General features: G+C 62.7%; 3 protein-coding genes. All 3 read left to right on the plus strand.

Annotation, left to right across the window (positions count from 1 at the left end; all coding sequences use genetic code 11):
• A partial coding sequence (locus ABYW26_RS14040) for an NAD-dependent epimerase/dehydratase family protein (protein WP_372605538.1) occupies positions 1–495 on the plus strand: 495 nt, incomplete at its 5' end.
• 201 nt (positions 496–696) lie between these two features.
• A complete protein-coding gene (locus tag ABYW26_RS14045; protein WP_372605540.1) occupies positions 697–1,518 on the plus strand; it encodes a shikimate dehydrogenase in 822 nt (273 codons plus the stop codon).
• Between the two features lie 16 nt (positions 1,519–1,534).
• Positions 1,535–1,894: ABC transporter substrate-binding protein (locus tag ABYW26_RS14050; RefSeq protein ID WP_372605541.1), on the plus strand; the 360-nt coding region annotated here is incomplete at its 3' end.

Here is a 1,894-nt window from a genome sequence, read left to right on the forward strand (position 1 = left end):
CGGGTCGCTTGGGCCGATCACGGCATCGCAAGCGCGGGGTTCCGGCCATATATCGTCTATGGCCCCGGCGAAAGCGCGGGGATTGCCGCTGGTCCCAGCATCGCCTTGCGCGCTGCGGCGCGGGGCGAGGCGGCGGTGATCCGGTTTTCCGGTCGCGTTGGATTTGTCCATGTGACCGATGTCGCCCGTGCAATGGTTGCGGCGGTGCGCCAGCCTTTGACCGGCGCGCAGGTCTTTGATCTGTGCGGCCCGACCGAGGACATGGCGACCTTTCAGGCGCTGCTGGCCGACCGGGTGCCGGGCGCGCAGGTTCAGGTCGACGGGCTGCCGCTGACACTGCCCGAGACCTTGTCCGGTGGGGAACGTGCGGCTTGGTTCGATGCGTTGCCGGTCACGGCTTTGGCCGATGGAATAGATCAGACGCTGGCGCATTGGCGCGGCACGCAGGCCGGAACCGGGTTCCGCAAGGCGGCGAATGTCATGGGGGCGATTTGATGCTGCAAGGCGCGAAATCTTCAAATCCGCAGCTAATGATTTGTCCAATCATTCAGGCAGTGCGTCCATTCCGGACTGACGCCGATCCTGCGACATTCTTACACAGGGAAGACGCAAATCCGTGCTCTGAAGTCCGGTCGCCGGCCGATCAGATCGCGCGTCAGTCCCAAGGGGAGAAACCGGCGTTTGGGAGGCGTTCGCATGGATGTGCGGCTTGACGGTGAAACACAACTGTTTCCGATCGTGGGAGACCCGATCGCTCAGGTGAAATCACCGGCGCTTTTGACCGGAATCATGGTGGCGCGCGCCTTTAACGGGATGGTGGTCCCGATCCATGTTTCGGCTGAAAAACTTGAGGAATTCATCACTTCGTTGCGCGATATCCGGAATGTCGGCGGCGTGGTCGTGACCGTGCCGCACAAGCCGGCGTCGCTGGCGCTGTGCGATCAGCCCAGCGAACGCGCCCGGCTGATCGGATCGGTCAACGTGATGCGGCGCCTGCCGCAGGGCGGCTGGACCGGTGATAATACCGATGGCCAAGGCTATATGGATGGCGTGGCCGCGCGCGGGTTTGACGTCGCGGGCAAGCGCGCCCTGCTGGTTGGCGTCGGCGGTGCCGGGGCGGCCGTGGCTTATGAAATTCTGCAACGCGGCGCGAGTTTTCTGGCGATCCACGATCTGGACCAGACCCGCCGCGAAACGACGATTGCCAAGCTGGACGCCAGGTTCCCCGGTCGGGTGGGCGCGGGTTCGTCCGATCCGACCGGTTTCGATTTTGTCGCCAACGTGACGCCGGTCGGAATGCGCGACGGCGATCCGCTGCCGGTTGAGGCCGACAAGCTGACGGGCCGTGAATTCGTGGCCGATGCGATTACCAAACCCGAAGTCACGCCGATGCTGAAGATCGCGCGCGACAAGGGCTGCAACACCATGCCGGGGCTGGGAATGTTCAATGCTCAGGCAGATATTCTGGTTGATTTCCTGCTTGGGCAGGGGGCGACCGTAACTTCGACAGCAAACTGACCTAGGGAGGAATACTATGCTGAAGAAAACTCTGATGGGAACCGCGATTGCAGCGGCCCTTATGGCGGGCGGCGCATTTGCCGACACCGTAAAAATCGCCAACGTGGCCGAGCTTTCGGGCGCTGGCGCGGCGGCTGGCTCGGTCTGGGCCGATGGCGTGCGTCTTGCCGTGGAAGAAATCAACGCTTCGGGCGGTATTCTGGGCAAGGAAATCTACCTGGCCGAATATGACAGCCAGACCGATCCGCAAAACAGCCGCGCGATGGTTCAGAAAGCCATCGACCAAGGCACCTATGTGCTGCTGGGCACGGTGTATTCGTCCTCGACCGTGGTGAACATGCTGGTGGCGATGCAGAACGGTATGCCGCAGCTGACC

It is taken from the genome of Actibacterium sp., assembly GCF_041584535.1.
Classification (GTDB): Bacteria; Pseudomonadota; Alphaproteobacteria; order Rhodobacterales; family Rhodobacteraceae; genus Actibacterium_D.